Here is a 13,194-nt window from a genome sequence, read left to right on the forward strand (position 1 = left end):
TTGGTTAGGGCATAAGTGTTAGGTTTAAAGCGGCCACCGGAGCAGGCGCCGGATTAATAGGAATTAAAGTTCTTTCTATAAATCAACTCATTAACTAACTCCATTGAGGTTCTATTAATCTGATAAGTAACAGCGTTATATATTTTATCGGTCAATAGTGGTGACAGATCTTGCATTCCAATAACAAGCTTTGTGCTGACAATGGTCTCATATGCCACTATTAATTTATTGTTGTAGCAGGTGAGTTCTGCATATCCGTAACCTCTATTCAAATCAATTACATATACGCGCACCCATTTGAGCATATCTGTTGATGCCCATAGCGTTAAATTATAACGGGAATTGTTTGGATCTGGAGCATTAACGTCTGATTTATCGCAGAATGCTTTTAGGTAAATTGTTTTACCATTAACTGTTATCCGTTCAATATCGAACTTACATGGTAGGTACCCATTAAACGTTCTATCAGTCGAGTGGCTGACAAAACTATTCGTTGAGATATTGAATTTATAGACCGAATGTAAATATGATCCGCCATCAAACCGGCAGGATAATAATATATCACCATTGAACTCAGTAACAACACATTCACTATCTCCAGTACGAGGTGTAAGACCTGAATAAGTCCAGTCTCCTGTAGGTGTTTTGTATAACAGGCCGGCTTCCCAATTCCCGGAACCTATTGCGGCCATACATGGGAGATAAAATGTGCCGTCATCGGTCTGAATACCATTGTTAGGAGCAACACCTATCAAATTATACCCAGATGCTGCCCATTTTGATTTTAGTGAAACTGGTGAACTCCAGGTTACGCCATCATCGTCAGAATAGATATATAAATGGTCGGATTCTGCTTTTGGAGATACATTTGCCGTTTTAGTAGGGTCAAGAATAGTCATTACATGCATATATATTCGACCAACAACCCCGTGCGCCCCAGTCCTGTCTACCACAAATGAAGGATTCATGGCCCTACCATAAGTTGAGGAATCGTAAGGGAATACCGGTATTACATCGTAGCCAGAACCGCCGGAAACCTTTCTTTTAATAAATACGTCAAATTCTCCTAAATCTCCTCCTCCCTGTGCATCTGTTCTGTATTCAGCAGCGACTAAAAGAGTGCTGTTATTTGTAAGGATGGCTGTAGGAATGCGTATATATGATTTCCCTGGAATATCGTCGGCTGCAAATACAATTTCAGAGCTGATGGGCGTGGAAGGATTTGCGGTGTTAAAAGTCGCTAGGCTATCCATTTTACTATTTGCGATTCTTGTCTCCTGCCCAGAAGTCAAAGACCCGGAAGAAGATGCTCCAGTATCTCCGATGCTTAAAATTCTGAAGTTCAGAGGGGGAAATGTGTCATTCCAGGAATACCCATAATATTTTGCGGTCGGGAAACTTTCTCTTGAAATGAAAGACTCCATATAATTTACATTGCTCGGCATGGACGCCATGCCTATTACGTTCATATTTGCGTCCCAAAATATTACTCCAGACGATGATGATGGAAAAGTAGAATATTTAATTTTGCTCCAGCCGCTGGGTAAAGCAATTATTGGGGTGCTTCTGTAATTAGGAAATGATGTATTTAGAGTTCCGTCGATTTTATAGAAACCGGCTAAACTAAATTGTTCCGTCGTGTATCCAATTCTGGCAACGGCATAGCCATTAGCCCTATGGATAGCATCTTCCGTATTTATGCCATCCTGGTAGGAAACAACCGGGTAATAAATATGACATTCAAAATCATTTTTCCGTGAAGTTACTTCGCTCATCACTGCATAAACTGCGGTGGGATAGTCAGTTGCCTTTACTTCGGTAAATGTTCTTTTACGCAGATTTGAATCCCCAGTAACGTATTTTAATAGCGTCAGGCTAGCATCATATAACGCTATTCCCGTAAAGGAGCTATAAGGAATCATTGCCCTTATAGTGTCAAATCCGGATATGTTAAGGAATACCGAACAACTGAACAAAGCATTTGCAGCAATTGCCCCACTTGATGTAACAGTTTTTCCATTTTGAGAAAGCACCTCTGAACTATAAACCATCTTACGCAACTTACCAGCGACCTTTGTTTTGTCATAGGTGTTGTTATCAAACATATCCTGAACCATATAGTAGTTCTTGGATAGGTCAACTCTGGTTTTAATATTCAATTTGAAATTATATGAATCTGCTGCTGTTTTGTTGAAGCTAAACCGAACATACACCGCATTTGGGTATTGGGTTTTTGTAACAGATTTCATGCCCACTGTACCATCGGTTGCAGCAGGAGAAATGAATACTTTTGATAAATCGTATAAAGCCAAACCATAAAATGCTGATGCTTGTTGATACCAGTCTATACTATCCCAATTTACGGGCAGCTCATAAAAGTCTAAAGCAGACGAATCAGCTTGTGACACAATTTCACCGGTCGCAAATTTTATTGCTGACCCAGACACTGTTAAGTCATCTGGAGCTAGAGATACTATGTCATATCCCTTATGGCTACTTTTTACGTCAAGGTTTACTTGCGGAGTGAAATCTTCGTTTTTTCTTGTTAACAAGGGTCCTTGGTCAGCGCCTAAAGCAGCTTCACTATCTGTGCTATCGAGGGAATTTACAATTTTGGTTGAGTTAGCGTTTGGCACAAACTCCCAGCTTCCGCCGCTTTTTCTGATAACGCCGCTTTTGCCGTCGGGAAGTGCGATCGGATCACCGTTACTGTCGAGGAAGTTCGTAAACGTCTGTTCCGCTCCGCTGGTATTGCTCACATCATACCCCTGCCCGTTTGCTTCTGTTCCTGTAGGAGAATCCGTTGGATGCGCTACGCCTAGGATGTTGGTAGCGGAATTAGCTTGTAAGGTTTCCAGCCTTATGCTTATAGGACTTCCTGACTGGCTGTCATAGCCGAGAATGGTGTCATTTGAGCTTGGCGTTTCTTTTACGGGGAAATCTGCATCCCACTGGTCTACTACAATTTTATCCCCTGGCTGTAATGTTATTTCAGTTGCCATATTTTAATCTTTAATTGGTGGTAATCCACCTGTTACATATTTAATTACTAGTGCTAATTTTCCTTGATCCATAACCCCTAAAACTGATTTAGGGTCGTTTATTCCTGTCTGGAATAGGTGTATTTCGTAGGGGTTGGTTGTGATCAACCCGCCGTCTCCGGTACAAGAAATGGAATACATCTGTACATTGTCGTAATTCTTATCCAAGGAAACGGAGTTCACTATAACATGACCTGCGTAAAACTCATCATGATTATCAAGATCTTTGCCTACCCAAAACATTGGCTGTCTGTTAATTTGCAAATTCATTATATCCCGATGGGTGAAACTATCACTCAGGTTGCATATACCTGTTGCTGTAAGCGTATAAGACAATTCCCCATAATAATTGCTAGCCCAGAAGGTATTTGGCGGTTTTGTGGCCTTTTTAACCTCTGCTGCTGTAGTCAAATTGAAATTCTGGCTGCCACACATTTTTTGCATGGCGCCCTCCTTACTTCCGTAAAGCATAAATCTGCTGCCTATCAAATAATTATCATCCATTATGCTGTATTATAGTGTTCGTAAAGATCATTTTCTGAATCCGGGTCATCCGCCGTCTGATCAGGCAAAAAGACCGGGTTTAATTCAATTGCCGTAATAGACTGTTCGCACTCTTTCACTTTGTATTTATTCACAAGCTGCATATACACGTTCGGTAATGCGTCCTGGTCGAATTTTAAAAGGTCGCCAAATCGTATAGTGTTTGACAGAACAGAAAACAAGACATGCGTTTGAGCGGACCGGTACAGCGACATATAATTTCTGACAACGTAATGAGTTAAAGACCTTGGAATTCCATCATCCTTGTAAATTCCTTCAGTAGGCATAAGAGAGCCGGACGGAATAAGCGTCCCTGTGCCAGATTGCGTAAAATCTATGCTGTTGAATAAAGCACCTGAGACAGATTCTTGTAATCCGCAATCCATGTAAACCTGCTGTTTATCCTTTTTTAGGGAAAAGTTTTTGCTTTGGCTTAAATAATTTGTCTCCCCGCTATCAGCGATACTGGTACTTAATACAACACTTTTATAAATAACCCCAGTTCTTTCTTTTACATTTGCGGATGTTATCCCGAAATCAGCCTTAGATAAGCAAACAGAATAAATAGGTATTCTAAGGGTGCCTTCATTTGGCATGGCGGGTATATCTACTGATATGCTCTGGGCTTTATTTGTTGACTGCAGCTGCATCCATATTGGGTTATATGTTCCGCCAAAAAACCAATTATTCCCTCCATTTGACGTGCCTATATCGTATGTCTTACCTGTTAAATCAGTAAATTTCATAATGCCGGAGAATCCTAGCGCTGGCGGTTCATCTGTAGAGCTTCCCCATCCGCTATAATCGGCATAAACTAAATTGTAGGTTACTTTGTATGACCACCCTTTATATACTTTTATCTCTTGCCACGTACCAAAAGATTGAAGACCGTAGTCCGTAGATGCATTCCAAGTTGCCGAAACGAGCGCACCGGAATTGCTTTCTGTTCTCTGGTTATTGCCTACTCTTTCTATCTCGTAGCCACCTGAGCCGACATAATCCCACTCAAGCGGACTCCACGGGTACATGTACGGCGGACCCGGAGTCCAACCTAAAAAGAATGGATTTTTTAATAGTCCGTTTTCTGTATTAAAACTGATATATGCGCTAACCTCCTTTGCTCCACGAAGGGATGATATTTGCTCATCGTCGGCAATCAGAAATTCAGATTGGGTGTCGGATGTCTTAAAATAGAGCGTCTTGAAAACAGATAGATCTCTATCGGATGGGCAGATTATATTAACCTCTGATCCGTCAATAAAACAATAAGCCGATAGTGAGGATATTATTTTTTCCGCAATATTATAAGCGGTATCTGGCCTCCCTTCGCTGGTATTAAACCCCTCTGCCGTTGCGGCTATTTGATCCAGAAATTCTACTCCTGTTAATTCCGGCGCCGATGGGTCTAATGTGTAGGGGGCGATTATGTTATACGTCAAGTCCGTTAATCCCGACGTTCCGGACGTTAACTGCTTTTTAATGTAAGGGCCTAATGTTTGCTGTCCGAATAATAATTGCGTAGAGGATGCATATACATTCGTTCCTTTCATTTGAGAGAAGAAATCCTGAGCGGTAATGCTTATTTCTGTTTTGAATGTACCAAAGCTCCTTGCCACCTGGTCGGGTACCACAAATCCCCAGAATCTGTCTATACCCGCTACCGAAATCCTTATACCCATTGTGGTATCGTCAATGACCTGCATATCCTGGACAAACAGTTGACTGTTTTCGTCACTTATGATATTCACAGTGGCTTTTGTTGCTCTGATTGGGTCAAACGGGTTGCTTTCGTCTCCCTGGGCAGAAATACTTACAGGAGACTCAGCGCCTATTAAATCTATAACATCACCTTCGTAGTCAGACAGAAATATATCGACTATACACGCTGCGCCCAGCATGTCATTAAAGGATATTTTATATTTAATATTATACATTATCTGTCGTAATCGTTTTGCGCCTTTATATTGGCCAGGCGAATTACATTATTTTCTATTTTACCGTCTACGGTTACGTTAACGGGTATTTCTTTTATCTGATTGGCTAGTCCTCCAGATACACTGTCGCCGCCGCTGTAAGACGCTGATGTTCCTGAATAAGACGGGCTGGATGGAGCGTAGAAATTATTTTGCGGGGTTATATTAGAGCCTACCGAAGAACTACCGCCAGAAGCGCCGCCAAGACCTTTATGCGCGAAAGACTGCAACGCTGCGCCTACCGCTATCATTGCTACGCCAATGCCTACCGCCGCCCAGGGATTTATGCTTTTAATTGCTGCTTCAAACGCTTCTTTTAGTGTAGCAAATACAGTCGCCTGAGCTACCAGCTCCTTACCAAAGCTTTCTATGGCGTTACCAAGACCTGCAAGGAATTCTGCGCCCAATCCTTTCCAGTCGCCGGACCCTAGCGCCTGCCCAACGCTTTCTACCAGGTTTATGCCCAGTTCTTTTGTGATTTCTGTTGCGGCGGTGGAAAGGTTATCTAATCGTTCCCTGTATTCGTCGAGTGCTTTTTTTAGATCCGCTTCCGGCACGTCAAGGCTGACGGGTACTTTAATATGTTGGCTCATGACAGAATTAACGCCTACCTGACGCAACTGCTGCACTAAATTTGCTTTGTCGGTACCAAGTAAATCCGCTATGTCTCCACCCTTACCTGATTTATACTGTCTGTATTCTTTTATAGCCAACTCGTTCGCGTCTTTATATACCGCGGCCATCTGTTCGCTTAAATTCTTTGCCTCTGGGTTGCCCTTAAATGATATAAGACTTACAGGCACTGTAGATTGAGCAATGTATAATTGCTTTTGCAGGTCCTTAATAGCCGTGGAGTCAAAAGGCTGCTTAAATCTTATATGCAGGGTTGATATTGCGTTTGATAATAATGACACCTGTTTAGTAGAGTATTCAATATTATCAATAACGCCGCCCTGAAATTGCCTGTCTAGGTCCTCTTTTGACCTGGATATTTTATCAAGCTCATCAGATAGCTTTTCTGTGTCTGTTTTTTTAGCTTTTGGAGTATTTGCCACCCGGTCGTTATATACCTTTAGCTTGTCATTAAGGCCATCGATTATTTTTTGTTGCTTCTGGAATGCAGGAGATGAAGAGTCTTCTATATTATCCCTTACCGCCCTTGCTTCTTTTAACTGTTCCTCTAATTTTTGCTTGTAAGTCTGTGAGCCTAATATAGATTTGTCTACTTCATTTCGATACTTAATTTGAGACTTAAAAAGACCGTCTATGCCAAGCTCCATCTTTTTCGCCTCTTTTACATTGTCTGAATATGCCTTCGTGGCATCATCTGATGCCTTTTTAAGGAGGTGTAGGTCTTTGTCGGTTTTCCCATTAAAGTAATTGTACACATCCTGCACATTATCACCTGTTCCGCCAGCTTTCAGATATTCTTTTTTGGCTGCTACTGCCTTTCTGAACAATTCCGGCTGCTGCGCTATCAGTTCAGCCTCTTTAGATGCCTGTTGTTGCGCCTGAGCTGCGAATCCCTCAGCAATAGCCTGATTCCTTAGAGCCGGGATTAAATCGTGGTTTATAACATCAGCCAGAGATCTGATTTTATCCTTTTGACCGTCCAGGTTTTTAGCCAATTGGGGATATAGAGTTATAAGCTGATTATACTTGCTTAATCTTACATCTTGCGCCACGCTCTCGTCTGTCATTGCGGCAACTAGCGCCCTTACAGTAGCTATATTATCGGTAACAGAACTTGCGCCCCTTTTGAATGCACTATCAAGGCTTTCCTGTTCTTTTTTTAGAGCTTCGGCTTTTTTCTTCGCTTCTTCCGCACCGGTTGCCCAGTTGTAAATTTCCCCGCCGTACTTGATAAGAACGGCAATGCCCAATCCTATAGCAAGATTGAGCGGATCAAAAGCTGCTTTTAATATCGAGGCGGACGATGCCGCCTTGCCTCCGCTAGCTGCGATTTCTTTATTTGCTGCCGAAAGCTCTCTATATCTGTTTATTAGTTGTGGTAAGTCATTGGCAAGTATCAGCGCTGCACGTCCGGGAGATATAAAAAGCTCCGCAACACCGTGAAGATTTCTATTCATCAGCTGTGATAGCGCCTTAGACCCGTTGCCGACATTAGTCATGCCTTGAGTCAGACCTTCTGTTGCTGTAGCGGCATCCTTGATAGGAGCGGCTATCCCGGATACACCACCCTTACCGCTCAATACATTGAAGTTTCTTTGCAGGTTAGCCAGCTTCGCACTTAGCCTGTCTACAGATGTGCCGTCTGTAGCCTCGCCAATAGCTTTCTGTGTTTTGACCATTTCAGCCTGAATAGCCTGTAATGAACTGACAGCCTTACTAGCACCGGCGGTTACACCGGTGACATTAACCTCTAAATCTGCACTTATTCTATTGTCGGCCATAATATCAGTTCATTTTCATCAGAAACCTTTTTAACTGTTCGGGTGTTAGCTTGCGTCCGCCATTTATTCGGTCAGGCTTACATATATCGTCTATGTCAAGATGCCACCAGCTTTGCGGGCTTTTGGGTATTTTTTTGGGGTCCGCAAAGGAGTTCATTATAAGCCATCCCAATTGTCTGAAATTAGCATCTAAGGTTTTTTGCACCCTCAGTTGATAGCCCTCCCATGCTGCCATAGCGGCGTTATACGGCATTCTTATATAGTCAGCCCACGACATCCCCATTTCGCCTAAAAAACACCTCCTTGCGGTTCCTATGGGATCATCGCTTTTTTTTTGATATTGTCGGCTGTCTTAATAAACTCCTTGTACACAAACATATTTGACAGGGCTTCGTCTACTTTGCGCATGGCTTTATACCCCTCCTCTGTTACACCTGATGAAATAACCCACCTGAAAACCTCATCATACGTGAAACCCTGTTCCTGGCCGGTTATCTCTTCCTCATTAGCTATTGCTGCCATGATGAGATTGGATATATTTCTGCTGTTAGCGGTACGATTGCGCTTTACCTTTTGTTCGTCACTCAATCCTTCGCTAACAGCAGACTCTTGCAGCAGATATGCCTGCACCTGCTCCCAGCATATCATACCAAAACTGAGTACCGCTTCTTTTTTGCCGATTTTAATTTTCATACTTAGGTTGTTTCGGGGTTTTCTACAATGGGTTCACCTATGCCCTCGAAAGTGGCGTTATAGGTCATATGCCCGTCAACGGGTGCGGCCTCCTGGTAGGACGTCAGTCTGCAATTACCTTCACGGTAAATGCTTCCGTCTTCGTTAGCCATCTTGACGGAGAAGATTTCGCCCGTAATAGATAGTTTCAAAAGCTGCTGGAAGCTAAACCGGGATGGTGCTGGGTTGCCTTCTTCATCTACGATAATAGCCTCGCCTGTTTGGGTAACCTCCCATGTTGCTGACCCTTTAGAGGTGCTGCTCCATCCATAATTACACTTATTGGCTGTTTTGGTAGTGGTACGGGATACATTGAAATTATCTCCAGTGGAGCATCCTACAACCGTATATCCAGTATCACCGGCTCTTTTAATTGACGTTACAACGGTGTCGCCGTCAATGTATACTTCTTCATCCATCGCTCAATTGTTTAATGGTGTGTGAAATTTGAATTACTTTTCTATAAACTTTTTTTGTGTCGCTTTCTTCTGTTAATGACTGGGAATTAACCCTCTTTGCTGAAATGCTTTGGAAATCAGGGAATAGATTAAAGTTTGATCCGCATGCCACTTTTGGCAGCAATATTTTTGTCACTTCCCCAGAAATCATATCGCATTGATACCTGCTATCTGTTGACCCTTTATCGAATTCAGTTACTATATCAACGGTAACCGTCAGATTATGCCCGAAATGCACCTTATCGGTACCGTCATTCCCGTTTATTCCAGCTATAACTACGTAGGGAGCGGGAGTAGATATATTAGCGTAATCGTCAAATACAGGGACGTTATTAGAGAGATACTTAACATTCCCGTTAAGTAGCCTGTAATATTCTGTCCTTAATTTGTAATCAGCATCTATCATAATCTATCTTTAAACCATCCACCAATCCTTTTTAATAGCGTATTTCTGAGTATCTTGTTTAACTCCTTTTCAAAATCTTTGGTGTTCTTAAACCATGCAGGAAAGAAAAAAGGCTTGGGTTTTATCCCGTGCAGATAAATCGATCTGGCAATCAAATAAGCCACCCTTTCATCCTCGGCGTCGTTGTTGTACTTTTTACCCGTTAACCTTTTTCTGGTCTTTACCGAATACACACCGGTTATGCCTTTCTTTTTAACCCAGTCCAGAACAGACGCCAAAAACTCTTCCCATGTACCCGTTGGCTTTCCTTTAAATTGGCTGGCGTATGCTTCTAATCCGTAATCAACCCTCACCTGACCCTTGGTTCCCCATTCGACCGACGGGGCGTATTCAACACCTACAAATACATCCTGGCTTAGCCCGTTCTTTTTGGGTATTGCCGTTATTCTTTGCATCAAGGTGCCATAATTGGTAGACCCGTTCGCCCTTACGTTATTTACAGCATCCCTTACAACGCCCTGCGCGGTATCTTCAACCAGCTCTTTAACTGATTGCTCCAATTCTTTTGGGATCTTTTTGATATTTAGAATCAAATCCGGCATCCCTTTAAATCCGCCTTTCTTCATCGCCGTCTCGTTAGGTATAACTTATAATCTCTTAACCCGACCTCTAAAACCTGCTGTATTACATATTCTTCTGAATCGATGTATGCTTTGTGTATTAATGCCTGGGGGATAAAAGAGGCTCTTTTCCTTATAATAACCTTGAATACATCGTTTGTTCCGAACTGCATTGCCTGTAGTACAATCTGTGACCTTTCCTGCTCATACGAACACCGGGTAGTCAAAACCTCCTGTTCACCTCCGGTTCCTGGTATAGTACCGCCGGTTCCGTCCGGATCTCCAGGAATTAAGATTTTGAATGTGATTTTTTTATATCCTGATCCAGCTTGCATACTTCTTTGTTTTTAACCAGGTCTTTAATGCAGTTCCAGCAAACGGTGTTTATTTTTTCTCCCTTCTTAACAGGCTTTCCGCAAAAAATAGTGTCCTTTAGCGCTAGGTAGATCATAACAACACCCTCCGTCTGAATTTTGCCAGCAAGTCACCGGAATTAAAAATCACCTCATGAAGGCTATCAATCGACTGATCTTCTCTTTTCCAGTAAGCCTGAGCCACCATCTTACAAATAGCCAGTTTTAAACCGTATGGAAGAGTGCTTGAATCAAACCCTACCTCCATGTCAATTCCCGGGTTTTCGTTCTTTGTGGCTTTAAACCTGTTGGCGCCTATTTTTTCAATATCACCGTCAATTACCGGAGTTAAAGGAAGCCATCCCTCGCCGTTGCCATCGGAATAAACCGTAATCGTTTTTAGTCCAATACCAAATCCTGTTTCTATTTCGGCGAACTCTTCGGCTGCCCGGCCCAGATCTTCTATTAACTCGTCATCGTCCGGGAAATCTACCAGGCAATGCCTTTTCAGATCCTCCAGACTTACTACGGGGTTTTGATTTGGCGTCTTTACCTCGTAGGTCACGATCGGCTCCTTTGTTTTTGTATATCGGCTTAACATCTTTTGTATGATAGGTCTTGCTGTACATAATTAAAATAAGGGGGCCGTAGCCCCCATTTTGTTAGGTAGTCTCGTCAAAAGTTACTTTAACGATGGCCTGGGTATCAGTAACCAACATACCGATTCTTTCCTCAGCACGGACCGTGATTAAGTTCTTAATGAAGTTGTCTCTTTCCTCGTATGACATCCTGATTTCAGGACTCATGCGGCTAATGAACTGAATGGCGCTTCTGTCGAATGCCAGGGCAGATCCTTTAGCCACATTGGGCGCACCGATAACAGGTACACCAGACAAGTACAGCTGTCCGCCGATGATGGAAACCGTACCGTTTGGCAGGTCATATTCACCGGAACCGTTAGCCTTGTTAAAGGCAATCAGGTTGATAACATCCCTGTGATTCATCAAGAATGCGGAAGGATTGAAATAGTTGTCACGAAGCTGACCGAAACCTGCATCGTATAACATTTCTACCGGGATTGTCTTATCGCCGTCATATGCCGTTGCATTTGCATTCAGCTTGTTGGTGATAAAGGTGTTTTCTGCCACGAAAAGGCCACGTTTGCCAGTGGTTAACTGCTGTGTGATGTAAGCGTATAGCCAAGGGATATCGTCAAACATTTCACGTGGAATACGGGTAATACCGGCAATCCATTCAATGTTTTCGGTCTCTTTGGTGAACTTGTAAGATACGCCAGGTTTTTCTGGACGGTCTGCGATTTCACCAGATCCATCCCACGGACCAACTGCGCCCAGTCCGCCATCTTCTTTCAGATAGCGAATAGAATCACTGGTAGTGGTGGAGTTAGGGAATAGGGTTCTTAGCCAGATAGGAGCAAATGGCGCCTGATACAATCCTCTACGTTCAGTAGTCAGGTCTGCATAGGTATCATCTGCGAAATTGGTAAACTCCATGTTTTCATCACCGGCCGCTTTGATATCCATGCGGAAATCATTAACGCTACCTGCTTTGATCTGGGATAATTTACCTTTGTTTTCTTTCAAGGCTGATTTTACCAGCGTATTGAAATTCTGGCCTTTTTCAGAGCCGCCGCCGAACATTTCGGATTTAGCGAACTTAACGCCCAGGTCCTCAATGTCCTTGTTTAGCTTTGTTAGCTTAGTTTCCAAATCGGTTTTTTCAGTAGCGGACTTGGTCTCGTTTTCGCCTACTTTTGTTTTCAGGGCTTCTACCTGATCGGTAAGAGCTTTCTTCTCGGCCTCAAAGACTTCTTTAGCCTTGGCTGCCATGCTTTCCGTAGCGAAGGATTTCACCTTCTCGGTTACATTCTCCAGCTGTTTTTCGATTGATAATTCTTCTGCCATGATTAATGGTTTAAAAAGTTTGTAATGGATTGTTTATCACACCATGCTTTCAGCTGAGCGGCTTGGTCAGAAGTGGAATTAACCGGCTCCTTGGCGTCAAGTGCTTTTAAAGCAGCTTCAATCTGCTTTAACCTACCGTCCGAGTATTTGGCGTTATACATCATAACCAGCTCTTTCATGTGAGCTGTGATCTGATTGTCTGTGAGTGATTGAAGGGATTTGGCGTCCTGCACCACGGCAAGAGGATTGGCCCCTAAAAAGGTGAGAAAAGAGTATTCGTGTAGCTTATACTCCGTGATGATCCGGCGGTCCTTCTGGTCTCTCTTTACCACATCGTAACCGATGGATAAGTCGGAATCCTGACCCTTTTCCTGCTCAAGCATTATATCAGTGAACATGTCATGCGATACCTGCTTATTCAGATTGAATTGAGTAACCGTAAATAACCCGATGGGGTCAGCAGCGTTAATCTCTAAGGGAACGCCTAGCTTGATATCCCAGAAGTGATCTTTAAGTACACGTATCTTTTTTCTATTGTCAGCAACTGTTTTGGTGAAGGATCCGGGAGCGGAAATATCAGAAGCATAATCAACGTTATTGTAAACATTTGCATAAGCTTCTACGACGCCTTTTTTCTCGTCGATTCCCTTAACGGATATTGAAAAATCTTTCTGGTTCCACTTCATTTTTCAGTGCTTTACACAAAAGTAAATACGCTGAAAGGCTTAC

Annotated in this window: 13 protein-coding genes; all 13 read right to left on the reverse strand. The window is 42.8% G+C overall.

Features of this window, described 5'->3' with window-relative positions; all coding sequences use genetic code 11:
- Positions 1-53 precede the first annotated feature (53 nt).
- Positions 54-3,002 (reverse strand): sialidase family protein, encoded by a 2,949-nt coding sequence (locus BLU80_RS02870; protein ID WP_091393083.1) that lies wholly within the window; start codon positions 3,000-3,002, stop codon positions 54-56.
- Between the two features lie 3 nt (positions 3,003-3,005).
- Positions 3,006-3,545 (reverse strand): phage tail tube protein, encoded by a 540-nt coding sequence (locus BLU80_RS02875; RefSeq protein WP_091393086.1) that lies wholly within the window; start codon positions 3,543-3,545, stop codon positions 3,006-3,008.
- Complete coding sequence (locus tag BLU80_RS02880; RefSeq protein WP_091393090.1) at positions 3,545-5,518, reverse strand: hypothetical protein; 1,974 nt, start codon at positions 5,516-5,518, stop codon at positions 3,545-3,547. The genes BLU80_RS02875 and BLU80_RS02880 overlap by 1 nt, the downstream gene beginning before the upstream one ends.
- Positions 5,518-7,971, reverse strand: coding sequence for a hypothetical protein (locus BLU80_RS02885; protein WP_091393094.1), 2,454 nt, complete (start codon positions 7,969-7,971; stop codon positions 5,518-5,520). Before BLU80_RS02885 ends, BLU80_RS02880 begins: the two co-directional genes overlap by 1 nt.
- 4 nt (positions 7,972-7,975) lie before the next feature.
- A complete protein-coding gene (locus BLU80_RS02890) occupies positions 7,976-8,206 on the reverse strand; it encodes a hypothetical protein (protein ID WP_139188069.1) in 231 nt (76 codons plus the stop codon).
- 77 nt (positions 8,207-8,283) lie between these two features.
- Positions 8,284-8,664, reverse strand: coding sequence for a hypothetical protein (locus BLU80_RS02895; protein ID WP_091393101.1), 381 nt, complete (start codon positions 8,662-8,664; stop codon positions 8,284-8,286).
- Between the two features lie 2 nt (positions 8,665-8,666).
- Positions 8,667-9,122: a phage tail tube protein gene (locus BLU80_RS02900; RefSeq protein ID WP_091393104.1), complete on the reverse strand. Its 456-nt coding sequence runs from the start codon at positions 9,120-9,122 to the stop codon at positions 8,667-8,669.
- Positions 9,115-9,567 carry a hypothetical protein gene (locus BLU80_RS02905; RefSeq protein ID WP_091393107.1) on the reverse strand — a complete coding sequence of 151 codons (453 nt, stop codon included), beginning with the start codon at positions 9,565-9,567 and terminating at the stop codon, positions 9,115-9,117. The genes BLU80_RS02900 and BLU80_RS02905 overlap by 8 nt, the downstream gene beginning before the upstream one ends.
- Entirely contained in the window at positions 9,564-10,193 is a 630-nt protein-coding gene (locus BLU80_RS02910; protein WP_091393111.1) for a hypothetical protein, read from the reverse strand. Before BLU80_RS02910 ends, BLU80_RS02905 begins: the two co-directional genes overlap by 4 nt.
- On the reverse strand, positions 10,190-10,522 hold the full coding sequence (locus BLU80_RS02915) for a hypothetical protein (protein ID WP_091393112.1): 333 nt from the start codon (positions 10,520-10,522) through the stop codon (positions 10,190-10,192). The genes BLU80_RS02910 and BLU80_RS02915 overlap by 4 nt, the downstream gene beginning before the upstream one ends.
- A gap of 112 nt (positions 10,523-10,634) precedes the next feature.
- Entirely contained in the window at positions 10,635-11,141 is a 507-nt protein-coding gene (locus tag BLU80_RS02920; protein ID WP_091393115.1) for a head-tail connector protein, read from the reverse strand.
- Between the two features lie 61 nt (positions 11,142-11,202).
- Positions 11,203-12,465 carry a phage major capsid protein gene (locus tag BLU80_RS02925; RefSeq protein ID WP_091393116.1) on the reverse strand — a complete coding sequence of 421 codons (1,263 nt, stop codon included), beginning with the start codon at positions 12,463-12,465 and terminating at the stop codon, positions 11,203-11,205.
- Positions 12,466-12,467: 2 nt separating this feature from the next.
- Positions 12,468-13,151: an HK97 family phage prohead protease gene (locus BLU80_RS02930; protein ID WP_091393119.1), complete on the reverse strand. Its 684-nt coding sequence runs from the start codon at positions 13,149-13,151 to the stop codon at positions 12,468-12,470.
- Positions 13,152-13,194: the final 43 nt, after the last annotated feature.

Source organism: Arachidicoccus rhizosphaerae (genome assembly GCF_900107765.1).
Classification (GTDB): domain Bacteria; phylum Bacteroidota; class Bacteroidia; order Chitinophagales; family Chitinophagaceae; genus Arachidicoccus; species Arachidicoccus rhizosphaerae.